At 67.0% G+C, this 23,569-nt stretch carries 22 protein-coding genes; 2 read left to right on the top strand and 20 right to left on the bottom strand.

Going from position 1 to position 23,569, the window contains the following annotated elements; all coding sequences use genetic code 11:
- Window positions 1-4 precede the first annotated feature (4 nt).
- The gene (locus tag IPP98_07795) at window positions 5-2,641 is read left to right on the top strand and encodes an ABC transporter permease (protein ID MBL0179011.1); all 2,637 of its coding nucleotides are present in this window, start codon (window positions 5-7) and stop codon (window positions 2,639-2,641) included.
- Window positions 2,642-2,865: 224 nt separating this feature from the next.
- On the opposite strand, the gene IPP98_07790 is transcribed toward IPP98_07795, so the two are convergent.
- From IPP98_07790 to IPP98_07755, 8 genes are all read right to left on the bottom strand, one after another.
- Window positions 2,866-3,138: a DUF2164 domain-containing protein gene (locus IPP98_07790; GenBank protein MBL0179010.1), complete on the bottom strand. Its 273-nt coding sequence runs from the start codon at window positions 3,136-3,138 to the stop codon at window positions 2,866-2,868.
- A 34-nt stretch (window positions 3,139-3,172) separates the two neighbouring features.
- Complete coding sequence (locus IPP98_07785) at window positions 3,173-3,385, bottom strand: KOW motif-containing protein (protein ID MBL0179009.1); 213 nt, start codon at window positions 3,383-3,385, stop codon at window positions 3,173-3,175.
- A complete protein-coding gene (locus IPP98_07780; protein ID MBL0179008.1) occupies window positions 3,334-3,750 on the bottom strand; it encodes a hypothetical protein in 417 nt (138 codons plus the stop codon). The genes IPP98_07785 and IPP98_07780 overlap by 52 nt, the downstream gene beginning before the upstream one ends.
- 257 nt (window positions 3,751-4,007) lie before the next feature.
- Window positions 4,008-4,484 (bottom strand): nuclear transport factor 2 family protein, encoded by a 477-nt coding sequence (locus IPP98_07775; GenBank protein ID MBL0179007.1) that lies wholly within the window; start codon window positions 4,482-4,484, stop codon window positions 4,008-4,010.
- A 27-nt stretch (window positions 4,485-4,511) separates the two neighbouring features.
- Window positions 4,512-5,357 (bottom strand): helix-turn-helix domain-containing protein, encoded by an 846-nt coding sequence (locus IPP98_07770; protein ID MBL0179006.1) that lies wholly within the window; start codon window positions 5,355-5,357, stop codon window positions 4,512-4,514.
- A gap of 112 nt (window positions 5,358-5,469) precedes the next feature.
- Window positions 5,470-6,624 carry a hypothetical protein gene (locus IPP98_07765; protein ID MBL0179005.1) on the bottom strand — a complete coding sequence of 385 codons (1,155 nt, stop codon included), beginning with the start codon at window positions 6,622-6,624 and terminating at the stop codon, window positions 5,470-5,472.
- Between the two features lie 101 nt (window positions 6,625-6,725).
- On the bottom strand, window positions 6,726-6,983 hold the full coding sequence (locus IPP98_07760) for a hypothetical protein (protein ID MBL0179004.1): 258 nt from the start codon (window positions 6,981-6,983) through the stop codon (window positions 6,726-6,728).
- Window positions 6,980-7,474: a hypothetical protein gene (locus IPP98_07755; protein ID MBL0179003.1), complete on the bottom strand. Its 495-nt coding sequence runs from the start codon at window positions 7,472-7,474 to the stop codon at window positions 6,980-6,982. Before IPP98_07755 ends, IPP98_07760 begins: the two co-directional genes overlap by 4 nt.
- Before the next feature lie 299 nt (window positions 7,475-7,773).
- On the opposite strand from IPP98_07755, the gene IPP98_07750 reads away from it, so the two are divergent.
- Window positions 7,774-9,723: a Xaa-Pro dipeptidyl-peptidase gene (locus tag IPP98_07750; GenBank protein ID MBL0179002.1), complete on the top strand. Its 1,950-nt coding sequence runs from the start codon at window positions 7,774-7,776 to the stop codon at window positions 9,721-9,723.
- A 76-nt stretch (window positions 9,724-9,799) separates the two neighbouring features.
- Here the strand turns inward: IPP98_07750 and IPP98_07745 are convergent, their stop codons facing one another.
- The 12 genes from IPP98_07745 to IPP98_07690 all read right to left on the bottom strand — a co-directional run bounded on the left by IPP98_07745 (window position 9,800) and on the right by IPP98_07690 (window position 23,340).
- Window positions 9,800-12,523, bottom strand: coding sequence for an ABC transporter permease (locus IPP98_07745; protein MBL0179001.1), 2,724 nt, complete (start codon window positions 12,521-12,523; stop codon window positions 9,800-9,802).
- Window positions 12,524-12,532: 9 nt separating this feature from the next.
- Window positions 12,533-12,859, bottom strand: a complete 327-nt coding sequence (locus IPP98_07740; protein MBL0179000.1) for a PadR family transcriptional regulator — start codon at window positions 12,857-12,859, stop codon at window positions 12,533-12,535.
- A 155-nt stretch (window positions 12,860-13,014) separates the two neighbouring features.
- Window positions 13,015-15,795 (bottom strand): TonB-dependent receptor, encoded by a 2,781-nt coding sequence (locus IPP98_07735; GenBank protein ID MBL0178999.1) that lies wholly within the window; start codon window positions 15,793-15,795, stop codon window positions 13,015-13,017.
- Window positions 15,796-15,805: 10 nt separating this feature from the next.
- Entirely contained in the window at window positions 15,806-16,642 is an 837-nt protein-coding gene (locus IPP98_07730; GenBank protein ID MBL0178998.1) for a GLPGLI family protein, read from the bottom strand.
- A 187-nt stretch (window positions 16,643-16,829) separates the two neighbouring features.
- Window positions 16,830-17,267: a DUF3995 domain-containing protein gene (locus IPP98_07725; GenBank protein MBL0178997.1), complete on the bottom strand. Its 438-nt coding sequence runs from the start codon at window positions 17,265-17,267 to the stop codon at window positions 16,830-16,832.
- On the bottom strand, window positions 17,264-17,635 hold the full coding sequence (locus IPP98_07720; GenBank protein MBL0178996.1) for a hypothetical protein: 372 nt from the start codon (window positions 17,633-17,635) through the stop codon (window positions 17,264-17,266). Before IPP98_07720 ends, IPP98_07725 begins: the two co-directional genes overlap by 4 nt.
- Entirely contained in the window at window positions 17,629-18,468 is an 840-nt protein-coding gene (locus tag IPP98_07715; GenBank protein ID MBL0178995.1) for a GNAT family N-acetyltransferase, read from the bottom strand. The genes IPP98_07720 and IPP98_07715 overlap by 7 nt, the downstream gene beginning before the upstream one ends.
- Entirely contained in the window at window positions 18,468-18,878 is a 411-nt protein-coding gene (locus tag IPP98_07710; protein ID MBL0178994.1) for a bleomycin resistance family protein, read from the bottom strand. The genes IPP98_07715 and IPP98_07710 overlap by 1 nt, the downstream gene beginning before the upstream one ends.
- 32 nt (window positions 18,879-18,910) lie before the next feature.
- On the bottom strand, window positions 18,911-19,612 hold the full coding sequence (locus tag IPP98_07705) for a hypothetical protein (GenBank protein MBL0178993.1): 702 nt from the start codon (window positions 19,610-19,612) through the stop codon (window positions 18,911-18,913).
- A gap of 19 nt (window positions 19,613-19,631) precedes the next feature.
- Window positions 19,632-20,036 carry a hypothetical protein gene (locus IPP98_07700; protein ID MBL0178992.1) on the bottom strand — a complete coding sequence of 135 codons (405 nt, stop codon included), beginning with the start codon at window positions 20,034-20,036 and terminating at the stop codon, window positions 19,632-19,634.
- Between the two features lie 559 nt (window positions 20,037-20,595).
- On the bottom strand, window positions 20,596-20,934 hold the full coding sequence (locus tag IPP98_07695) for an MmcQ/YjbR family DNA-binding protein (GenBank protein MBL0178991.1): 339 nt from the start codon (window positions 20,932-20,934) through the stop codon (window positions 20,596-20,598).
- Window positions 20,935-21,144: 210 nt separating this feature from the next.
- Window positions 21,145-23,340: an alpha-N-acetylglucosaminidase gene (locus tag IPP98_07690; GenBank protein ID MBL0178990.1), complete on the bottom strand. Its 2,196-nt coding sequence runs from the start codon at window positions 23,338-23,340 to the stop codon at window positions 21,145-21,147.
- Between the last annotated feature and the right edge of the window lie 229 nt (window positions 23,341-23,569).

Raw genomic sequence — 23,569 nt, 5'->3', positions numbered from 1 at the left:
CCGGATGGCCGACTATCGTCGATTCTTCCGGCTGCGCCCGCGCGCCGAGATCGAAATGGACCAGGAGCTCGAGGCGCACCTGCAACTCCGGGTTGACGCCCTGATGCACTCGGGCATGTCGCTCGAGGAGGCAACGCGCGATGCCCAGGAGCGGTTCGGCGACTTCGCGGACGCGCGGCGTCGGCTCCATCGTGCCGCGCGCGATCGGCACCGCTCCCTCGAATCGCGAGATTGGTTCGGCGCCCTGGCGAGCGACCTCCGTGGCGCCGTGCGGCAGTGGCGGCGTGCGCGGGGCTTCGCGCTCCTTGCCATCGCGACCCTGGCGCTCGGCATCGGCGTCGCGACCATGATGTTCACACTGGTCGAACGCATCCTCCTCCGGCCGTTGCCATTCCCGGCGCCGAGCCGATTGGTGGTCCTGACGGGCCAGGACTCGTTGGGTCAGCAGATTGACGCGGTGTCCGCGGCAGACTGGACCGACTGGCAGCGCGAGAATCGAAGTCTCGAGACGACCGCGCTCCACAGCCGCGGCGCCCGGCTGAGCCTCGCGAACGGGGATCAGTCAGTTCGCGTGACGGCGACCTCGGTCTCCGCCGACTTCTTCCGGGTGCTGGGGACTCGCTTCATCGCCGGTCGCGGTGTGACCGCCGACGAGGTGGCAGGGGGCGCACCGGTGGCCGTGGTCAGCGAAGCGGTCTGGCGTCGCCAGTTCAGCGCAGATCCCGCGCTCGGCATGGTCGTCCGCGTGGAGTCTCGCCCGCTGACCATCGTCGGGGTGGTCGCCAACAGCGATGTCTACCCGGAAGGCACCGAGCTGTGGATCCCTCGGACCTTTCGTGGCGAGGGCGCACGCACGAACATCAACTTCATCGCGATCGCGCGACTCGCCCCCGGGGTGGGGCCGACGGCGGCGGCGGCCGATCTCAGCCGAATCGCTGCGGGGATCCGTGCGACCGACCCGCAGGCCCTCTATTCCTACGCGGTCGGCGTGACGCCGCTGCACGACGTCATCATCGGTGACTCGGCAGTCTACCTCCGGCTCTTGATGGGCGCCGTCGCGCTGTTGCTCCTGATAGTCTGCGCCAATGTGGCCACGGCCACCCTGGGCAGAGGGGCAGCACGCAGCGTCGAAATGGCGATCCGCGCTTCGATCGGCGCCGGGCGTGGCCGGCTGATCCAGCAGCTGTTGATCGAGCATCTTCTGCTTGCCCTTGCTGGTGGCGTCGTCGGTATCGGCCTGGCGATGCTGGGCCTTCGCGCCGTGCTCGCAGCATGGGGCGCACAGATCCCGCGCAGCGGCGAGGTGCGGCTCGACGTCGGGGTCGTCGCGTTTGCCGTCGCGCTCTCGGTGGTGGTTGGCGTGGTGGCGGGTATCGTCCCGGCGCTGGTTGGATCGCGGACGTCCCTCCACCAGTTGTTGGCGGCGGGGGGACGCACCGCGACGCGAAGCGGTCGAGGCCTCGCGGGCGGGCTCCTGGTTGGCGGTGAGGTCGCGCTTGCGCTGCTGCTGCTGATCGGGGCGGGGCTCCTCATCCGTTCGTTCCGGACGCTGCTCGAACGCGACCTCGGTTTCGATCGCGGCGTGGTCACGGCGGAAGTGACCCTCTCCGGGACTCGGTACGACACCATGCCGGAGCGGCGCATGGCCTACTGGGATCAGGCGAGGGAGGCGATTGCCACGATTCCCGGCGTCGCGGCGGCGGGCGCTGCGAACTGGATTCCTCTGGGGATGGCAGGGAGCTCGTTCGTGGAGATCGAGGGTCGGGATGAGCCGGGTGCCGGTGCCGGCTACCGCGCGATCACGGATGGCTACCTCGAGACGATGAACGTGCCGCTGCTCGCGGGGCGTCGGCTCTCGGCCGCCGATCGCCCCGGCAGCGAACGCGTCGCCGTCATCAACGCGGCGATGGCCCGTCGCTACTGGGGTGCCGAGAGTCCGCTGGGCAAGCGGGTCCGGGCGTCCAGCATGGAGTTCCAGCGTGACGGAACCCCCGCGCCGTGGGTCACGATCGTGGGAGTGGTCGGGGACGTTCGTCAGTGGGGCCCTGAGGCCGAGGTTCTGCCGGAGATGTATACGGCGGCGCGGCAGCTTCCGGTATGGACGCAGAGCATGACCCTCGTGGCGCGGGCGACCACGGCGTCACCGGAACTCATTGCCGCGGTGCAGGACAGACTCCGGGCGATCGACCCACAGGTGCCCGCGGACCTGGGGACGATGCAGGCACGGCTCGAGGGGCAGCTTGCGCCGCGACTGTTGACGCTCACGTTGCTGACGGGCTTCGCCAGCATGGCCTTGCTGCTGGCGGCATTGGGCATCTACGGCGTGCTGGTGCATGCGGTGGCGCAGCGGACGCGGGAACTCGCGGTGCGCGCGGCATTGGGAGCGACGCGTGGCCAGGTGGTGACCTTGGTGTTGCGGTGGGCAGCGCGCATCGTGATTCCCGGGGCGCTCGTCGGGCTGGTCGGCGCGGCGATGCTCACCCGGGTGATGCAGTCATTGCTGGTCGACGTGGCACCGATCGACCTGCGAGCCTTCGTCAGTTGCGGCGTGCTGCTGCTCCTCGTGGCCCTGGCCGCGGTGCTCGTCCCGGCCTATCGTGCGGCCACGGTCGATCCGGCCCGGAACCTGATGGTGCAGTAGTCGGGAAGTTCCGTGCCGGGGGAGTGCTACTTCCGGATGCGATACATGTGCACCTCGTATCGGCCGTCCTCCTCCCGGTATCGGGCGAAGGCGCCGACCACCTTGTCGCCTTGCCAGGCCTCCCACAGAAAGCCTTGCGCCCTGTGACGCTCCACCCAGATGCGGCCCGTCGCATCGGTGGCGAGCTCCCGTGAATGCAGTGACCTGGCGGGTCGACGGGAGGACTAACGCTTCCGGCGGACCGATGACTCTTTGGGCCAATACACGAACTCTGGCTCGTAGCACGTTGCCTCGAGATCGGCGAGGCGGTCGCGCAGGAATGCCTGGGCATCCGCGACTCCCGTGTTGTAGATCGTCGGACCGAGCTCGGCCAGGAAGAACTTGAGCAGCAACGTCGACTGCACGGTGTTTGCCTCCAGCTCGAGCTCGTCGGTGCAGAAGCGGGTGATGGAAGCGAGCGCCTGCTTCCTCGCCTCGTCGGTCAGCGTGAGGGCCATCTCGTTCAGGTCCTGAGAGCGGTGGGTGGGAGGATCAGCGGGTGCGACGATCTTGCCGAGGCTCCACGAGGACGTTCCGGGCGAGCGTCTTGAATCGGTCGCCATCTGATTGCACCACGGTGATGGTGACGTTGCCACCCTTACTCATGTTGATGTCCCGCACTGTGCCGTATTTGCCCTTATGAGTGCCCGCAATCACGCGGCAGTGGTCTCCGTCGGTGACGTGACCGTTGTCGATGGGGGGCATGGCGGCTCCGGGGAAGGGGTCTCAGAATCTGGGGCGGGAGTCGCCATCGGGGAAGTCCGCCTGCCCCAGACAATGTGGCTGGCGGTCAACGCCAGGACGATCGGGGCGAAGGGGAGGACACAGAAGGTGAGGGTGTCGGCGAGTCCGCCACGGGTGGGCGATACCACGCGAAAGATCATCCATCCAACCATCACTGTGGACGCGACATAGCCCAGGAGCACGGTCCCCGAGAAGAGCAGTAGACGGCGTGCCGGCGCGTGGCGAAGCAGCCACCAGGAGAGCGGGAGCGTCACCGCACTGATGGCGAACGGTGGAATCAGGAGGAGGGTGAGGAGGCCGAAGCCCATCGCTCGGTCGCCGGACATCGCCCGGCCACCACCGGCCAGCCATTCCGCGGCAACGACCAACGCAAGTGTGCCCGGGACGAGTAGCAGCGCGAAGAGGCGGGAAGGAAGGCGGGGCGAGCTCTCAGAGGCATGGGTGATTCACGTGCTGTGCCATGGGCGCACTCGGATCGCCATGACAAACACCGTGACCCACCGCACGCTCGATCTTCCGGTGGCTCGATCGGCACCTGCCGTGGCGAGACTCCAGGGACAGTCAGGGAATCAGAGGGATCGGATTACGTGATGACGTCCAGGTGCCACGAGGTATGCACCCACCGGCCATCCTTGCGGACGAACACTTCGGTGGCTCGGCCCCGCTGGGTGCTTCGTTGCCCAGCCCGCTCGGTCACGACCACGTACTGCGAGAACATCACCACCACCGAGTCAAAGCGGTGGACTGTCGTCCCCTCGAACGCGACCGATATGAGGCTGTTGCCAGCCGCCTTGAACTTGACCGACCCATCGAGCGTCTGCTGGAGCGTCTGCCAGGGTGAGCCGTCGGGACTGATCGCGATCAGCTCGGGAGGCAGCACCCGATGCAGCCCCGCCGTGTCGCCAGTGAACCAGTGCACCCAGACGTCCTTCCGGATCGCCTCGAGCGCCCTGAGCTCGGTCGCAGGGAGCGTCCCCGCGACGCTCGGCGCTGCCTGCGCCGTCATCGTGCTGGGCGCGCTCACCGCGAGCACCAGCGCCAGGTAATTGCCATACCGCATGATTCCTCCTTGAAGTGAGGCGGAATCCTAGGGCACGGCGCTCCGCACGGCTTGCACTTTCCGTCGTCTTTCGGCCGCCGGCAGCGAGCGCCAGGTGGAGGGGCGGACCGCGAAGGCACGCAGGAAGCTGCGGCAGAAATGGCTGAGGTTCTCGAAGCCCGAGCGCCAGCAACTCTCCGAGACGGAACAGCCCTGATCGAGGAGGTCCGTCGCGGCGGCGAGCCGCCACGAGAGCACATACTGGTGCGGCGAGACCCCGAGGTATCGTCGGAAGTGATGCGTCAGCTGGGTGGACGTCATCCCGACGGCGCGTGCGCGCGCAGCCACGAGTTGCCTCGCGGTGGGGTCTCGCTCGATGGTGCGGCAGCAGGCCAGCACGGCCTCGATGTCAGCGGGACGCGGCGCGTAGCTCCCTCGCGCGCGGGCGTCGCGGCTCTCCATGGCAAGTGCGGCAAGCGCGGTGAGCGACCAGCGCTCGGTGGCGAAGGCGTCCGCGTCATCGATGGCAAGCGCCAGGCGCCGCTGCACGAGGGCGAGGCGTGGCGTCGGGCGCTGCCGTGCGTGCCAACCGGCGCGGCTCCATCCGTGCTCGAACGGTGCAACCGCTGCGTCACTGAAGCTGATGGCGACACAGACATCCGTCGGGTATCGGGAACCATGTCGGCAGGAGACGGCGACCCCGGGTTGGGTGAGCAGCACGGCGCCAGAGCGGAGCCACTGCGTCCCAATGCCGAACCGGCCCTCTCGCACGAAGGCGATGCCGAAGTGGCGACCCTCTTCGCGATCGGGATCGTCGTGCGCCTCGTGCGGAGGGTGGTCGAAGCGGCTGACGGTGAGGTCGGCGGCGTCGAGGAGGGTCGTGGAGCGGTTCATTCGATCGTAAGACTCCCTGGATTCAACTGAACAGGTCACCGACGATGTCGACCACCGCTGGATGATGCTACTCAGACGGATCGGGTCGGCGATTTGTGCCATTCTGGGACTGCTACCGGTGTTCGATGCGAAAGATCGCGATTTGAATCTCGTCGTCCGGGCCCTTCGTCACCGTCCAGACCCGGTCGCCACGCGCGTCGGCGAACTCATGGCCGAGCGGGAGGGCGACCTTGCCGAGGTATGTCCCCACGGCGGAGAAGACCTCGAACGTGGTGCGCTCACGCCAGGTGAGCCTGGGCCCAGTGGATCGGGTGCGGGTGGTGGAAGCGCTCTGCTGTTCGGCGACGGTATAGATATCGAGCCAGACGCGGCCATCGCGATCGAGCTGCAGGTCGCGCAAGGCCGGCTTCATGTCGGGAATGGCAATCAGTCCTTCCGCCTGGACGTCCTTGCGGCCGTTGAACATCTTGGCAAACCCTTGGTAATCGGCCTTTTCCCCCGACTGGACTGGCAGTGGCGTGAATCGTCGGGTGACGGTGAGCGCGCGCGTACCTTGGCGGATGGTGAACCCGAGGGTCGTGGTTACGGCGGTGACCAGGCCACCCCATGGGTACGGTCGGCCGAGCGACTGCGTGGCGAAATTGACCCGGCTCCCCTCCGGTGTGGAGAGGGAAAACGCCATTTCGCTCCCGCTGTAGAAGCGAACCGAATCGAGGATGCTACCGTCTCGGCGCATCCGGATGTAGAACGACGTATCCTGCTTGGATGGCGACGCGACCATGATGGAGGCGATTCCGGAACGGTCGACCCCAAAGAGGTTGCTGCCGAACATCGAACTGCTCAGTCGAGGCGTGACGGACGAGAGCGGGGTGCCGTCCGGCTTGAAATAGGTGAGCCGGAGCAATCCGGCGTCCCACGTCACCAAGCTTGAGTCGCCGATCAACCCCATCCCCATCAACTGCTGATACTCGCCCGGGCCGGAACCTTTGCGTCCGATCGGGCGCACGAACTTCCCGCCGGCGTCGTAAAAACGGATCTGGTGGTCCCGGTGATCGTACAGATAGAACGCCCCGCTCAACGTGCCGGCCAGATACCCGACGGAATTGAGCGCATACTCGGGTGGGCCGTCCAACGTGCCAACGGTCCGCTCCAAGGTGAGGCGGACGTTGGTCCCCCATGCCGGTGGTCCATCGGCGCGTATCGTGGTTGCCTGCCCAGCCCCCTGCGCGATCAGCAGGGCCGCGAGCATGACGGTGATGCCAGTCACTCGGAGGCGACCTGCCCGTGGGTGATGGCGGCCGGCAGTGTGTCGGATGGTCACGCACTTCCTCGCAGCAGGTGTGATGGCCATGAAGGATTCGGCCCGGGTCAGTGACGGACGGGGAGCAGTTGGTGCGCCGTCACGTGCGGGGCGCCGTCCCGACCGAGCTCGCGGGCGGGATCGTCATTGAGGCCGCCGACATCCCAGAGCTGCGGCCCCACTCGGAAGGCGACGGGGAGCTTGCTCCGTGGTGGCGACGTGACGATCCGAACGCCGGCGCTGTCGCGGGTCACGACGCGCTGCGCGTGGAGGATGGCCGTCGCGTGGAGGCCCAAGGCGAGGCCAATCGCGACGACCGCCTTCATCGGCAGGCCTTGGGCATCGGGTTCCTCGCGTCGATGACACGTGTCCGGTGGCTGGCCGCGCCGGTGAAGCGGTTCACCGACACGTGGACGGAGTTTGAGTCCTCGCCGACGAAGGTGACCCCCCACACGGCGAAGTACTCACGTGGGCCGCTCGATACCCGCTGGGCCGGCTGATCGGTCCGATACATCGGGGTCGGTTGCCCCCATCCGGTCATTCCGATAGAGGAGACGCACGCGGGCGACACCCCCAACGTGCGAACGGCGGGGTCCTGGTCTGCGGCCAGTCGTGCTGCCGCCATCGCCACGACGGTACAGATTGGCTTGCGCGCAATCTCGGAATCGCCCTTGAGCCAGGCCGCCGGGGGCTGCGAGGGGCAGGGTGTGGCCTCGGCATAGCGGCGAAGCAGGGAATCGTCGAGGGTTGGTCGCTCCTGCGCCCGTGCACCTGCCGGGAGCAGGAGAAGCATCGTGAGGACGAGTGGCAGTCTCATTCGAGGCCTCCCAGGTGTCGGGTCGGGGGCGAACGCATGGAAGCTATATGGGGACGTCGGTGGACGAGGCACCACCTCGGGTGCCGGCACCCGCTTCTGTCAGGCGCAGCTCGCCCGGAACGGCGTTCTGGCCACCCTTCCGAGATACCACCCGCCCGTGGTTCGCGCCAGCCGCAACAAGTTGCGCTCGATCGGCGTACTTGTGATTGTTGACAACTCGAAATTGCTTCACCAGTCAACTGTCGTCTCCGCCCGCCCGCCCGTTTCTGTCGGTTCCTCCCTCAGCTGGGTGCCTCAGCATGTCACAGGTTCTGCCCACGATGCTCCCTCGTCGCCACGCCGCACTGGTTGCGGTCTTGGCCCTCACTGGAACGGCCACCCTCTCCGCCCAGGGGCGCGCCGGCGGCCCCGCGCCGATCGCCCCGGTCTCCGCGATGGCGACGATGGGAAAGATCGGACCGATCATCAAGGACGGCATGGTGATGCCGGTCACCGAGTTCGCCGACACTGCCCAGTTCGTGAAGCAGCGGGTCTGGGTCGAGACGAACTTTGACTCCGACCACGACGGCAAGATGGACCGCGTCCACGCCGACATCGTCCGACCGGGTGCCGCCGAGAAGGCTGGTCTGAAGGTGCCGATCATCATGCTGGCGTCGCCCTACATCGGCCCCACGAACAACCCCGCCAACTGGAATGTCGAGCATGAGCTCGGCGTCGCCGGCCCGAAGCGGACCGACGTGCCCAAGCGTGCGTTCATGGAGAACCCGCCGATCCGCGTCGGCTACGCCACCCAGTGGGTGCCGCGCGGCTTCGCGACGGTCGCCGCCGAACAGGCCGGCACCGGGTTGTCGATGGGCTGCCCGAGCTCGGGCGACACCTCGGAGCGGACCTCCGCCTCGTTCGTGATCGACTGGCTGAATGGTCGCGCGAAGGGCTACACCACGGTCGACGGCAACGAGCAGGTGTCGGCGACGTCGTGGTCGAGCGGCAAGGTCGGCATGTACGGCACCTCCTACGAGGGCGCGATGCCGATGGCCACGGCGACCACCGGCGTGAAGGGGCTCGAGGCGATCATCCCGATCTCGCCGAACACCTCCGACTACCGCTACTACCGCAGCTACGGCCTGGTGCGCTCGCCCGGCGGCTATCTCGGCGAGGACATCGACGTCCTCTATGACTTCATCCACAGCGGCCGCGTGCGCGCCACGTGCGACTCGATCTGGCGGGATGGGATCTTCAAGAGCTTCCAGGATCGCGAGCACGGTGACTACAACGACCTCTGGGAGCTGCGCGACCAGACCAAGTACATCAAGAACGTGAAGGCCGCGGTGCTCTTCGCCCACGGCTTCAACGACTGGAACGTGATGCCCGACAACAGCACCCGGATGTGGGATGCGCTCAAGAAGATCAACAAGTCGTCGAAGATCTACATGAGCCAGGGCGGGCACGGCGCGCCGCCGCCGGCCGACATCCAGAACAAGTGGTGGGCCCACTATCTCTACGGCGTCGACAACGGTGTCGAGAATCTCCCGCGCGCGATGATCGTGCAGTCGACGGCGACGGTCGCCGGTGGCGGCCGTGGTGCTGCGGCGCCGACCTTCTACGCCGATTTCCCGATCCCGGGTACCAAGCCCGTCAAGCTCAAGCTGGCCAAGGGCGGCAACGGCGTCGGTGCGCTGGCGTTCATGACGACCGGCAAGCAGGGCATCGAGAAGCTGGTCGACGACTGGCACGTCAAGCCGGGCGACATGGCGCTGGCCGCGTCGTCGCCGAACCGGCTGCTGTACGCGCTGCCGATCTTCAAGGACTCGGTCCACCTCTCGGGCACCACGGTGGTCACGCTGAAGCTGGCCGCGAACAAGGCGGCCGCGAACCTCTCGGTGTACCTCGTGACGCTGCCATTCGAGCCGGCCAACATCGGCAGCGCGGGGCAGGTGGGTGTGGTGACGCGTGGCTGGGCCGACCCGCAGAACTACAAGTCACTCAAGGGCGCGGCCGACTACACCTCGAAGAAGCCGGGCGAGCCGCTCCAGCCCGGGAAGTTCGTCACGCTGACCTTCCCGCTCCAGCCGGACGACCAGATCATCAAGCCCGGCCAGCAGCTCGGCCTGATGATCTTCTCCAGTGACCTGGGCTTCACGATCCACCCGGCGCCGGGCACCGAACTGACCATCGACCTCGATGGCACCTCGGTGACGCTGCCGGTGCTCGGCGGATCGGCCGCGCTGAAGAAGGCGCTCGGCAACTGAACCACCAGTAGGACCGCAATGCAAAACCGCCGCACCGGATGTCCCGGTGCGGCGGTTTCTTCTGGCCAGCTTGGGGCTACTCGCTGCGGAGCGCGATGGCTGGGTCGACATGCGCCGCGCGCCAGGCCGGGGCAAAGGCGGCCGCCAGACTCACCAGCAACAGGACCGCGGCCACCCCGGCGAGGACCACCGGGTCGCGTGGCGACGTGTGGAACAGCAGCGGCTCCACCCACCGCGCGGCGGCAAGGGCGGCGCAGAGCCCGAGCGCCACGGCCACCACCATCAACTGCATCGCATCGCGCACGACCAGGCGGACGACGGAGACGACCGTTGCCCCGAGGGCGATTCGGACGCCCAACTCCTGCCGCCGCTGGGCCACGCCATAGGCAAGGACGCTGTAAAGGCCAACGCTCGCGACCAGAAGTGCCAATCCACCGAACAGCGTGAACATCGTGGCGCCGAGCTCCCAGGGGATCAGCTGGGGAGCGATAAGGCGATCGAGTGGCTGGGCGGTGAGATAGGCTGGACCAGGCATTTCGGCCTGCAAGGCCCGGCGGAGCGACTCGGCCGTTGACGCCGCAGGCATCGTCGTCCGGACGAGAATGCCGAAGGCGCCTGCAGGGTACTGGGAAGCGGGGACGTAGTACTGCAACCCAGGCTCCGCGCTCAGGGATCCGCGCTTGATATCCTCCGCGACCCCGACGACGACGTGGCACGGCAGCGAATCGGCCTCGAGTTTGACGCACTTCCCGAGCGCCGGCTGGTTGGGCCAGATGACGTGGGCCATCGACCGACTGACGACTATGACCCGCTCGCTGCCGGCACGGTCGGTATCGGCAAAGCCACGGCCCTGTACGATGGCGGTTCCCATGGTCCGGAAGTATCCGCTGCTCACGGAGTGCAGGATGAAGTCGCCGAGCTTGCCCACCGAGTCGATGCCGGGGACGAAGAGGTCGATGCTCCAGTCCGTCCAGAACGGCACACTGGTGGTCCGCGTGGCGGCGACGACCCCGGGGAGTGCCTCGGCGCGAGCGACGAGGCGGTCGAGCAACCGATAGCGCTCCTCGTCAGCCATCGGGACGCCGCGAAGATTCTGCTCCAGGTATGTGATCTGAGCGGGATCGTAGCCCAGCGGCTCGGCACGAACCGCGTGCAAGGACCGCACGAAGAGGGCCGCGCCAACCAGGAGCAACATGGACAGGGCCCCCTGCACGATCAGGAGCCCGCTGCGCAGTCGTGAACGCGGCCCACCGCCTTCCCTGACCCCTCCCCGCAGGCTAGCCACGAGATCGGCACGGAATACCAGCATTGCCGGCGCGAGGCCGCACACGATCGCGGTGAAGGTCATGGTGATGCCGGCGACGACCAGGAGTCGCGTGTCGGACAGGATGCCGATCGGTTCAGTGTCGGGCGCCAAGGCGCGCTGCACGATCGATCCGCTCCAGGTAGCCACGAACAATCCGGCGCCCGCTCCCAAAGTGGCGAGCAGGAGGCTCTCGGTGAGCAGCTGCGTGAGGAGTCGCCCGCGTGTGACGCCCAGGGCCAGTCGAACCGCGATCTCCCGTCGGCGTCGGAGCGCCCGCGCCAGGAGCAGGTTCCCCACGTTGGCGCAGGCAATCAGGAGCACGACGAGCGCGACGCCCACGAGCCAGGTGCCGACGCGGGTCGTGGAAGATTGATTGGGGCCCGCCTGTTCCTGCACGGGGGCAAGCATCGCGCGCGGCCTGATCTCCGAGATTGGGCGACGACCCGGCTGCTCCAGGGCGCGTCGCTCGAGGGAGCGAACCACGGCCTGTTGGAGGTCGGCCGTGGCCACCGCGGTTGTGATGCCCGCCTTGCGCTCCGTCACAAGACGCAACCAGTTCATGTTGTACGTGTCGGAGAAGCGCTGGCCCACTCCGCGATCCTCGAACACGTTCGCGGCGAGGTTGGTGAGCGGCACGAAGCCGATCGAGCGACGCAACTCGAAGCCGAGGAAGTCACGGGGCGCCACGCCAATGATGGTGTAGCTCAGCTTCCCGATCCGGAGTTGCTGTCCGAGGACGTCCGTTCGGCCGCCGAGCCTGGCCTGCCAGTAGGGCCAACTCACGACGACGACCGGTTCGCCGAAGGGGAGGCGGTCCTCGTCCGCGCCAAAGAAGCGGCCGAGGACGGGACGTGCCGAGAACATGGGCCAAATGGAGGCACTGAGGCCGGTGATCCGTTGCTCCTGGACGTTGTCTCCAGTGCCAACGGCGAGGTTCGTCGCCCAATAGCCGGCGACACGCTCGAAGGATCGCGTGTCGCTGACCAGATCGAGGTATTGGCGATAGCTGAAGGAGCCCTGAAAGGCCTCGGTGCCTTGTTGTACCGTGCCCACGAAGGGACGGTTGACCCGGTCAGGGTGGCGGAGGTAGGCCGGAGGGCGGAAGAGCAACGGGTCGATGATCGCGAACATCGTCGCGTTGGCGCCAATGCCCAAGCCCAACGTGAGCATCACGCCGAGCGTGAAGCCAGGCGATCCGCGAAGGCCGCGGACCGCGTACCGGAGGTCCTGTCGGACGCCACTCCACCACCGGGCTCGACGTTCGACTACGACGCGGGCACGGTCAAGGCCGTGCAAATCCAGGCGCGTCCGCTCGAGGTCTCCGAACCGTCGGTGCGCTTCGCGAGTCGCCTCGTCGCGAGACATCCCTGCCGCGACGAGCTCCTCGATCGTCATGTCGAAGTGGAACTGCAATTCGTCGGCGACCGCCGTCGGGACGTCCTCGAGGCCGCGTTCAATCCGAAAGAGTCGCCGGAAGCGGGGAGAGATGTTCATCGGAGGGCCTCAGGTGGTGCTCAGGACGCGGGCAACCGCACGGGCATAGCGCTGCCACATCTCTGCCTTGTCGCGCAGCTGCTTCCGGCCCGCCGGCGTGAGGCGATAGAACTTCGCCTTCCGATTGTTCTCGGAGAGTCCCCACTCGGCGGCGATCCAGCCCCGCTTTTCCATCCGGTGCAGGGCGGTGTACAAGGCGCCCTCCTCCACCTGCAGCTCCTCCCCGGTGGTATCCGCGACCCAGCGCGCCACGGCATAACCATGCGACGGTCCCCAGATCAGCGCTTTGAGAATGATGAGGTCGAGGGTGCCGTGCAGGAGGTCGAGGTCCGCCATCTTATTCCCCTGAAGAGGTAAGGGGAAGCTACGCCGTGGCGGCGGGCTGTCAAGTCCCCTCAACCCTTCAGGGGAAGGGCGGAGGGGGAATGGCAAAACCGCCGCACCGGGACGTCCGGTGCGGCGGTTTCGTGTGGGGCAGGTGCTATCCGCCGTTACCGGCCGCGCATGCCGCCGCCACCGGCCGGGGAGAGGTTCGAGCCGAGCGAATAGCTGAACTGTACCATCACCCGGCGGCCGAGCGTCGGCGACTGGCGCTGGCGGATGTAGCTGCTCGTGCTCGAGATCGAGATCCCGTTGTTCTCGTTCAGCAGGTCGACGCCGTAGAGCCGGAACTCGGCCCGGTTGTCGAGCATCTGCACGCCGATGGACCCGCCAAGCATGAAGATGTTGTCCCGCGGCCCGAAGAGCTTCTGGTCGTAGACCTGGTAGTTGCCGCTGACGTTGGCCGACAGCGTCTTGCTCAGGAACCAGGTGCCGTCACCGTAGTAGGTGCTGGTCAGGTAGCTCTGGTTGAGGGCACTGTTGATCGAATACGCGACCTTGTTGAAGCCCCACCGCGCGCCGGCATTGAGGTCGAAGACCTCCTTGGAGCGGTTCTGCAGGCGGAGGCCGATGTTGTGCGACGAATTGCGGCTCTCGTTCGTGACGGCGTTGACGAGTTCCTGGCCGACCGAGCGATTGTAGCTGTAGTCGACATCCACCTGCGCCCCCAGGGAGCGGACCGGCGAGCCGAGGTTCACGCCGGCGTTGCCGTTCCAGCCGTCGCCGAGGTTCACCGGCATGACGGTCTGGCGGCCCTGCGCATCGATCACCCGCGATTGCACGATCTGGTTGCGGTTGTAGCCGACGTTGCCGTACACGTAAACATTCCGGAACGTGAACTGGTCGAAGCGCCGGAAGTCGGCCGAGAGGCTGTGCTGGTACTGCGGCGTCAGGTTCGGATTGCCGACGTAGGTCCGCAGCGGGTCGGTGTTGTCGACGAACGGCTGCAGCTCGTTGAGCGAGGGGTCGCGCGTCGACGTCCGGTAGTTCACGCTGACGTTGCTGCCCTGATTGAACTGGTAGCGCAGGTTGGCCGACGGCAGCACGTTGGTGAAGCCGTTGTCAATCGACTCGTTGCGCCCGATGATCGTCCCCTGCAGGTCCGAGGTTTGGACTTCGGCGCCAAGGACCCACCGGAGCGCCTGGGTGTTGTGGCTGAAGCGCGTCCCGCCCTGCAGATAGCTGTAGGTCCGCTCGAAGGCCCGGCTGAGATCAAGGTTCGGGACCGGCGTGCCGTTCACCAGGTCATTCACGTCGTACGTCTGGTCCTCGGAAATGGCCCGGTGCTGGCCGTACAACTCGATCACCTTCCCCTTGCCGAGCGGTTCGGTGAGGCCGAGGCGCTGGCCGGTTGTAAAGGTCCGGCTATCGCGGTTTTGCTGCTGCAGCAGGTCGCGGATCGTGGTGCCGCCCGGCGCCCCGGCCAGCGTCGTGGTCGACGCCAGGTTCGAGCGCTGTTCCGGCTTGCTCAGCTCACCCCACGCCTCGGCGATGAGCGACCGCCCCGCCTGGTTGAAGCGCTTGGAGAACGTGAAGCGCCCGTCGCCGCTCAGGTTGTCGCCATCCGTCGCCACCGTCGAACTGGCGCTGTTCTGGAGCGCGCCATTCGGCAGGCGCGTCTCCTGCGCCGAGATGTTGTCGGAGCTGCTCGTTCCCGCACTGAAGTTGCCGCGGAAGCGGAGCTGGTTCCAGTCGTTGAAGGCGTGCTGGCCGTTCACGTTCAGGCGATGGGAGGTGTTGTCCGACTGGGTCGTCGCCGTCTCGTGCCGGTTCGCGGAGATCGACGCGCCCTGAAGGAGCTGGTCATCGGTGAACGCCTGCTGACGGTTGTCGGCGGTGCTGAGGAAATAGCTCCCGCGCAGCCAGCTGTTCTTGGCGAACTGCCGGCTCCCGTTGAGGCCGATCGCCATCGTCTCGCTGAAGCCGCTGCCGAGACCACCGGCGCCGCCGCTGCCGCGGCCCATCAGCACCGCCTCGGGGCCGAACGAGAAGCCCGACTGCCCGACGTTGTTGCGGTTGCTGACCAGGGAGAGCTGGGTCACGGGCGAGAAGCGGTTGAGGTTGAGTGCCCCGGTGTAGCGTGCGTCGTCGCCCTTCGGGCCCGCGAACGCCGCATCGGTCTTCGGCTTCGGACCGGCACCCGCCACCGCGCGGCCGAAGTAACCGACGCGCGCATTCGGCTTGAGCACGAGGTTGACGGTCGTCCGTTCGTTGCCGTCATCGATCCCCGAGAACTCGGCGGCGTCGGACTTCTTCTGCAACACCTGCACCTTGTCGACTGCGGCAGCCGGCAGGTTGCGGGTCGCCATCTTCGGGTCGTTGCCGAAGAACTCCTTGCCGTCGACCAGCACCTGCTGCACCGTCTTGCCCTGCGCGGTGATGGTGCCATCGGCGTCGACCGTCACGCCGGGCAACCGCTTGAGCAGCTCTTCGGTCGTGGCGTTGATGCGGGTCTTGAACGCCGCCGCATTGAATTCAAGCGTATCCGGCTTGTTCACGATCGGAATGTGCTCGGCGTTCACCACGAGATCGTTGAGCTTGATGGGGCCTGCGCCCACCATCGTCACGGTGTCCGCCGTGAAGGCGGCCGCGCCGAGGGTGAAGTCGCGGCGATACGGCTTCGAGCCGATCTGGGTGACCTGGAGGATGTAGTTGCCGGGCGCCAGGCGCGACAACACATAGCCCCCGGAGCCGCCGGAGGTGGCGAACGCGGCGATGACCGAGTCCTTCCGGGTCAAGGCCACCACCATGGCACCCGAGACGGGCTTCTTGGCGGAGTCGACGACGACGCCGCGAACGTTGAACTGCTGGGCGGCGGCGGGCTTGGCCGACGCGGCCAATCCGATCAGGGCGGCCGCCATGACGGCGACGGCCCGAAGGCGACGTGACACGAACGGCATCCTAGTTCCCCCGTCCGCGACGCGACTTCGCCATCTCGTCCTGCTTCTCCTTGAGGATCTTGTCATACTCGGCCCGGCTCACCTTGCTGCCCTCGGAGGGCGCCGCAATCTTCTCGACCGGGGTCTTGAGATCCACACCGGTGGCGGTGAAGACGACGCGATTGGAATCGATCGCGAGCGTGAGGATCAGACCCGGCAGGCCGCCGTACTGGGCGGGGCCGGCAGACACGGGAATGTCGGGCGTGAACCACGCCTCGATCGTGGAACTGTCCTGCTTGGCGATCGCCTGGAAGACGGGGTAGCCGAGGAACTGTGCCGACTCGCCCGTGAGCTTCCAGCCGATGGCCGGCCGGCTATCGGTGATCCGGAAGGTCCGACCGAGCAGCGACCGGAGCTCGATGTAGCTGCCGCTTTCGAGGTCGGTGAAGGCACCGGTCACCGCGTCCATCCCACTGCCGCCGCCGCCGAAGAAGGCGAAGCTCCCCCCGCTCGCCATCGACACGTCCATGTCGCGAACCATCATTTCGCGACCGCCACCACCGCCTGGCCCACCAATCATCACGGTTGTTCCCACCATTCCCGCAGGGGCGCCCGGCGCTGCCGCCGCCGGGGCCGGGCCGAAGAGGGCGGCCTGGGGGGTGAAGCGCAGCTGCATCGGCCTCGTCGAGGCCTTGGGCATCCGCCCCATGTTGGCCATGATCTCGGGGTTCCGGGCCAATTCGGGGGGAAGCTTGATGTCGATACGGTTCGACTGGTCATAGCGCACTGCGCCGGACTGGCCGCTCGCCGCCAAGGGCAGACCCACCAACAGGGCGAGCAGGGTTCGGGCACGAATCATCAGATGGCTCCAGGCAGGGGAATCGACTCGCGAGCGACTGCCTCGCGAGAAGGGTGTTGCCACCCGTACGGGGTGCACACCGGAAAAGTTGATGCTCGGAGGGGTCGGATGGTTGCGGTTGGCCCGGCGGGCCGGATGCTTCACCGGTGGCGCATTGTGAGTCAGCGCCGCACGAGGGTGGGGAGCGCTACTCCGTCGTCGTCGCCAGGATCGCGGTCGCGAGCGCAATGGCCAGGCACAATGGGGTGAACAGCCGATCGTCCCAGCGGGCAAACGGCGTTCCCCGGACCGACTTGAACAGTCCGACGAAGTGGAAGTCGCCGACGGTCCGAGCAGCGAAGGCAGCCGCCACCCCCCAGATGCCGAGGCGGACCATCACGAGTGGCAGTCCGAGGTCGATCAGCCGTGCCCGAAGCAGCACAAGGAGTGCGGCTGCGCCAAGGGCGAGCGCGACAGTCAGCGACGCCACTCGTCCCGGTCGGAACAGCGGGGTGCCATCGGTCCGGGTGGGCACCGCGGTGCCGGTTCCGACACCGCGCACCATCCAGTAGAGGTGCAGCAGGGCGAGCGCCACGAGGACGGTCGCCAGGCCGGCAGCGAGGAGGGATGTCGGCGTGGCCGTCATCGTGGCTGGCGCGCCCAGATGAGGAAGGCGGCGGCGAGGATCAGATCGGGGGTCGCGTTGACGGCCATTGAAAGCGGGAGATCACCGGCGAGCGCATAGGCGAGCGTCAATCCGAAAAAGCCGAGCTTGCCGAGACCACCGACGACGATCAAGGGTCGATTGATGTGCTCCTGCGTCGCGAGCCACGCGTAGACGCAGCCGAAGAGTGCGATCGTGAAACCGATCTGCGCCGCGAAGTATGGCGGCACCGCGAGTGGCAGCAGGGGCGTGGTGTGCCCGAGCGCCGGCAGGGTGAAGACCACCACGCCGAGGGTGTTGAGCGCAACCGACGCCCAGAGGGCGGCGCGGAGGAGGCGGTCACTTAGCACGGTATGGCGTACAGCGCCGCTTCTGACACCGGACGGTAGCCGAGCTTGGCATAGATCGCGTTCGATATCGGATTGGTGACGTCGGTGTAGAGGCAGCAGAAGTGCCGTCCCTCGTCGAGGAGCAGGCGGGTCAACGCAGCCACGGTGGCGGAGGCGAGGCCGCGCCCGCGCAACGCGGCCGGTGTGTACACGAGGTTCACGCGTACGCCGTTGGGTGTCTTCCCGGACCACCCTGCCATCGATCGCAGTTCGCCATCATCCCAGACGAACACCTGCCCGCCGCGCACGCGCTCTTCGGCGATCTGCCGTGCTTCGCTCTGGTCGCCGATGTGCACCAGGAAGTCCTCGACCCAGGGAACGAGTGTCGGCAAGTCCGCCTCGACCGCCATGCGCAGCGCTCCCGCAGGGAGGCGCGTCGGGGGTCGCAGTTCGTCGAGTCGATGGATGCGGGTGCCCATCCGATCGGTGACGCGACGTCCCGTGTGCGCGACAAATATGGCGACGAAATGCGCCACCGTCGGTTCCGGGCCGCCGATGCGCGAGACGCGTGGGCATGCAGCAATCACGTCGGCGACGAGCAGCCCAACGGCCGCTGCTTCCGCTGTCTGACTGAGGCCGAGCTTCTCGGGATGATTGCTGAACGCGGCCAGCACGGGAGTGCCATTCTGATGCACCGCCGCGAAGTACGCCGGGGTGTCGTGGCCCACGAGTGCATGCGCCATGCCGATCATCAACGCATTCTCGGCTTCATCGGCCATGAGGAAGTCGCCGACATCGCGGAGGAAGTCCTCGGCGGTCGCGTAGCGCGTTACGCTGAAGGGAGCGCCACTCATCACTCGTGTCCCACGCCTCGGCTGATCCGGAAGACATGCCCGTCCGGGTGCCGCACATGCATCTCTCGGACGCCCCACGGTTCGTCGGTCGGCGGCCAGGTGACGTCGAGTCCCTGAGCGACGCAGTGCGCATGGATGGCGTCGACGTCCTCCACCCAGATCGACATCCAGACGCCCCGCTCGGCGTCGTCGGATCCGTTCGGCCCGGAGGTCATCGCGAGGTCGCTCTTGCCTCGGCCACCTTGGGCACCCTGACAAAGGAAGATCTCGCACGTTCCCGAGCAGACCCCGCCGAAGGTCGGTGGCGATCCCCAGTCCCACCCCTTGGCCCAGCCGAGCTTCTCGAACCAGGCGAAGCTCTCCTGAATGTTCGAGACATTGAGGATGGGGGTGATGGCCTTGGCGTGCATGGTGGGGCGCTCCGGTGGCAAAGGTTGATCGCCTAGCGCTGGTTGGTGCGACGAAAGATCTCGCGCAGCGCCTTGTCGCGCTGCAGGCCGATATCCATCGGGGCCGGGAAGTCCGGAAACTGGTAGCGCCAGTAGCCGGTCGCACTCTTCACCTCGATCACTTCGTCGAAGCCGTCGAAGCGCATCGGACAGAGGCGGTCGATCGGCAGGCGGTCGGGGTCGTCCGGGGGCGGCGGGATCGGCGTCCGATCGCACCACTTGGTGCGCACCGGGGCAAACGGCACCATGGAGAGGCCTGCCTCGTCCAGGTCGCGGACCATCGCCCGCCAGTATATCGGCGAGGTCAGGCGGGCCACGCACGCGCCGCCTGCCGGGGTGGACCACTGCTCCTGCTCCCGGCAGCGGGATTGCGCGAACGCCTGCTCCAACATGCCGGGGGCCCAGAAATACACCAGCCGGCCGGTTACGGAGTCGCCCCGTTGACGGAGGATGAGCACCTCGTCCGGAAAGAAGTAGCCGCTGGTCATCCAGTACCGGATCTCGCGATCGTCCTTGCCCAGCACGACCTGCCGAAGCGCCGTGATCCCGGCTGCCTGCATGGCGCAGCTGATCTGATAGAACGGTCGGTCGCAGGCCGGGACTGGCGCGGCGCCTTCACCGCGGGATTGTGCGGAAATCGGCACCACCCCCGTGGCGCAAACGACGACTGCCGCGATCACGGCGCCGCCCTTCATCGATGGTGTCTCCAGGCGCTCATATGCACCCGCCATCACCCGTAAGGCAGCTCAGCGCGATCAGGGCGATGATCGCCAGCGGTGCGAGGAGTGACCCGACCAGAGCGGTGGTGAGGCTGCGTGTGAGGGGCGGCGCCTTGGCCAGCCGTGCGTGCACTCCGACCGCGGGTAGGAGCGCGGGCGCCAACGCCACGATGGCGACCAGGCCGGCGAGCCATGCCGCTCCAGGGGTCGGTGCGCCGGAGCGGTACGTGATCACGCCCGCCACGGCCCCAGCGGCGAACCACGCGACGAGGAGCGCCACCGTTCTGGTGCACCTCGGGTGGAACCTTGGCCCCAGTTCCGCGAGCAGCAGGAAGCCGATGAGCGGTGCCACCGCCGCGAGGAGCAGCCAGGGCGGGAAGTACTCCACGAAGGTGCTCACCGCGAGGGACCGCCCCGTGGAGGCTTGCTGATGCAGATGCCGTCTCCAAAGACCTCAGGCTCCACGCGCGGCTCATCCCACGTCCTCCCGCGCCTGACGGCCGTGATGCGATAGGAAGTGCCTTGGCCGGTTTCGTGTCCATCCCAGCAGCGCCACTTGGCACCGAGAGAGAAGGCTGCGGTGAGCGTGTCCCCGTGAACGGACCATGGCCCGATGGAGAGGCTGCTAACTGAGCTATCGGTTGCTGTCGGGGTCCTGCCACGCAGGATGCGCAGCAGGTTGCGGCGGTGAGGCTCCCAACGCGCCGAATCAGCCGCCGGGAACGAAATCTCCCACGCGCGACGGCTTGTGTCCTGCGCGCCAGCTGCAAGACGGTATCCCAGCCGACTGTACACACCGCGCATGATGGTGAGGACCACGCCGGAGTCCGAGGCGGCCGCCTGCGCGTGCGCCGTGACGGGCCCCGCCAGCGAGAGCAGACCCACGACGACGACGACCTGCGCGACCCTCCAGGCGATCGGCAACCCCCGCCGCAACCGGTCGGTGAAGTTGTGGTGGGTCATGTGGCCCCGCCACGGGAAGCGCGGAGCCTGGCAGGCGCGACCAGCTCCCAGGCGTCCGACAGCAGTTCAGCCACGTGGTTGCGCTCGACCTGCGCGAGGCGCACCAGCACCCAGGGATAGTTCCGGTAGTGATCGGTGAGGAAGAAGGTGTCGGGCCACGCCTCGAGCAGGCAGTCGCGGTTGACGGTGGTGGTCCGGAGCACGAGGGTCTCGCCGTCGTCGTGCAGCCTGGCGAAGAGCTTCCCCTTCACCTTGAGGGCCGGGGTGCCGTAGGAGGTGCTGACCTCGACCCCAGGGAGCTTCGCCGTGAGCGCCTCGGCGTCGGCGAAGGTCATGGGCTTTCGCTTGTGGGGCTTGGATGCGGGCACGGTCAGGGTCTCAGGGCAAGCGAGCGTGGCGCGCGCCGGCCACGATCAGGTAGAGCGAGGGGAGCGCCAGGCAGATAGCCCATCAGCGCGATCTTGGCGATAGCCATCGCCGACCTTCAGTGGCTGGGGGCATCGGTAGGGCTCCTGGGGGGTGGAGGTGAGGATGCAGGCTGCAGCTCAACGGTACTTCGCCGCCAGCCGACGCGACACCGCAATCGGATCGCCCTTGGGACGGCGCTGGAAGGCATCGCTGCCGCTGGACCACTTCTGTTCCCACTCGCACATCGCCGCGGCGAACGGCTTCCGGTCAAATGCGGTTCCAGCATCGAACGCAGCGTTGATCTCCGCAAAGAAGGCCTGCCAGCGGGGCAGGAAGTACCCACTGAACATCCCCTGCCATTCCTTGAAGGCATAGAGATTGAGGTCGTCGTTCTGACCCTCGGTGCACTTCGTTCCCCACAGCGTGATGATGTTCCGCGCGTTCCACTCGTACAGCCGCCGCTCGGCGTCAGTGGTCCCCCAGCGCTTGGCATCCTCAATCCACCGGCCCAGCAGGAACTCGTCACGCGTGCCGACCAGCTCGTCGAGGTCGCGGAGCAGGGTGGTCACCTTTGCTTCCGCTGCCACGAGGGCCGCGCGATCGTGCCGCGTGAACGCCGTCTCGACCTCGTTGACGAGAGGGAGCCCCTGCTGCCCGAGCACCTGCCGAGTGAGGTTCACGACGTCGTACTGGAAGGCGTCGTTGCCCCCCAGGCGTGGTGCCGCACTCAGCAGCGAATCGAGTGCCGCGGCGAGCAGGCCACGATCATAGGGTGCGATCGGTTCGGTGCGATACGCTGTGCCCTTGACGTAGAAGCCGGGGCGCTCACCCAGGAAGTTGCCGGTTTGTGCGGCCGACGTGAACGCCGTGGCGAGGAGCATCTGCCACGCGCTCCAGGCGGCGCTGTTGGCGGCACCATACCGGCGGCTGATGTAGTCGTGTGTCCACTCGGTCACATCCGGCACGGTCGTTCGCCACGTCTGGTCCATCACGAAGTCAGGGACGATCGGGTTGGTGCCGAGGCCTTCCATCATCATGCCGAGGCCGGAGAGCCTCCCCTTGGCTGGGCTGGTGACGGCGCTGTCGAGGTTGGCGGCGATCTTCGGCAGGTCACCGTTGACGCTGACCTTGCCGCCGAAGTTGTAGAGGACGTTCCAGATCCACGGCTTGCCGTAGAACGCCTGCCGTGCCTGCCAGACGGGGTGTCGGTCGCCCCAGAGGTCGAGCACCACCATGCGATCATCGGGCACCGCGCCGAGAATGGCGCGCGCCTGCGGTTCCTTCCAGAACTTCGCCTGATAGTAGAGAAACCACCCCTGCAGCACCCATGTCGCGTCGGGATCAGCGGAGCGCATCGACTCGTAGATCGTGCGCCCCATCCCGGCGAGGAAGGTGGAGTCGTTGGTTGGCGGATCGATCTCGTTGAACGGATCGGCGGCGTACAGGTGGTCGGTGCCGAAGAGCTCGGTCTGCCGTTCGATGAAGCGCTTGCCGAAGCGTTGGAAGAGCGGGTCCAGTGGATCGAGGAACCAGGTCCCTGAGAAGCCGGCCGACCAGTCACCGGTGCGGTGAATCTTGGCGGCCGGGAAGATCTCCTTGATGGACTCCGGCACGTGCCCCGTGAACCCCTGCAGGACTGGCGTCATGCCGAGGGAGCGTTCACGCTGGAGGATCTGCTTTTCGAGGGTGATGTGGCTGTCGATCCACGAATCGGGCAGTGGTCCGCCGAGACCGTCGATGTTGCCCATCCATCCCCAGGGGAAATAGGCCGGGCCGACGAGGAAGTCGGCGACCTGCTTCCGGGAGAAGCCGAGGTCCTGGAGCACGGCCCGCCAGACTGCCTCCTGGCCGGTCACGGCCAGGGGCATGTTGATCCCCTTGAGGGCCATCCAGTCGATCATCTGCTGCCACTGCTCCCAGTCCCACCAGGCCATCGAGTACGAGAAGGTGCAGTAGTTGAAGAAGTAGCGGAGCCGGTACGGCGTGCCGACACGGACCTTGGCGGGCACGGGCACGAGGCGGCCGAGTCGGATCGGCTTGAGCGGGAGCGAGACGTTCACGCCGGCCACCCGCTCGAGGTACCAGTTGAGGGCCGAGGCGATCGCGACGCCGGAGGAGCCGCGCAGGATGATTGTGCCGTTCCGGGATTCCAGCTCGAAGATGTCGAGCCCGGCGCTGTCGGGGATCGCCTCGGCGCGGAAGTCCCTGGTGTGACCGGGGAGGACACGCTCGATCAGCGCCGTGGCAGCCTGGAGATCAACGGTTTGTCCCTTGGTGGGTGCAATGGTGCCGAGGCCGCTGAGGAGTCCGAGGGCGAACAAGCCGAGGTGCATCGAGGGTCTCCAGGTGGGACAACGGGGTCACGGTAGCAATGGCAAGCTAAGCGACAGACCCCGGGGTGATCTCGGCGGGACTTCCTTCGAACCGAGGCCGGAGTGGGCGCCGAAAACCAGGTCTTCACTGGGGGGCGCTTTCCCACAGCACGAGTAGGAAGTAGCTGAATCCGAACCCCAGCGTGCCGAGTCCGATCCCGACGGAATGCCAGAGCAGGATGCGGCGGGC

It is taken from the genome of Gemmatimonadota bacterium (assembly GCA_016720805.1).
GTDB lineage: Bacteria > Gemmatimonadota > Gemmatimonadetes > Gemmatimonadales > GWC2-71-9 > Palsa-1233.
This window is presented reverse-complemented; position numbering and strand designations above follow the sequence as displayed.